Here is a 521-nt window from a genome sequence, read left to right as displayed (position 1 = left end):
CCGCGTCCCCCCTGCACGGCGGCGGTCCACAGCGCGGTGCCCACCTGCGGGTCGGGGCCGGCCAGCACGTTGCGCTGGCGCAGCGACAGGCGCTGGCTGTATTCGAGCATCAGCAGTTCCTCGGCCGCGTTGACGCAGGCATGGCTGTCCGAGCCCACGCCCCAGGCGCCGCCGTGGCCCAGCCATTGCGGCATGTCGCAGATGCCATCGCCCAGGTTGGCCTCGGTGGTGGGGCAGATGCCGGCCACGGCGCCGCTGCGCGCGGCGCCCGCGTATTCGCCGGGCGTCATGTGGGTGGCGTGGACCAGGCACCAGCGTGCGTCCACGGGGGCGTGCTCCAGCAGCCATTGCACGGGGCGCTGGCCGCTCCAGGCCAGGCAGTCGTCCACCTCCTGGGTCTGCTCGGCAATGTGGATGTGGAGGGGCGCGCGCGCGTCCAGCGCCGTCAGGCCCTCCACGGCCACGCGCAGGCTGTCGGGCGGCACGGCGCGCAGCGAGTGGGGCGCCAGGCCCAGACGCGG

The 521-nt window shown here is 75.0% G+C and carries 1 protein-coding gene; it reads right to left on the bottom strand.

Annotated elements, in window-relative coordinates:
* Positions 1-521, bottom strand: a 521-nt coding sequence (locus tag L995_RS21105; protein WP_047473488.1) for an amidohydrolase family protein, incomplete at both ends; no start/stop codon positions are given.

The organism is Delftia sp. ZNC0008 (genome assembly GCF_000799035.1).
Classification (GTDB): Bacteria; Pseudomonadota; Gammaproteobacteria; order Burkholderiales; family Burkholderiaceae_C; genus Comamonas; species Comamonas tsuruhatensis.
The sequence above is the reverse complement of the archived record's forward strand: the minus strand, read 5'-3'. Positions and strand labels throughout refer to the sequence as shown.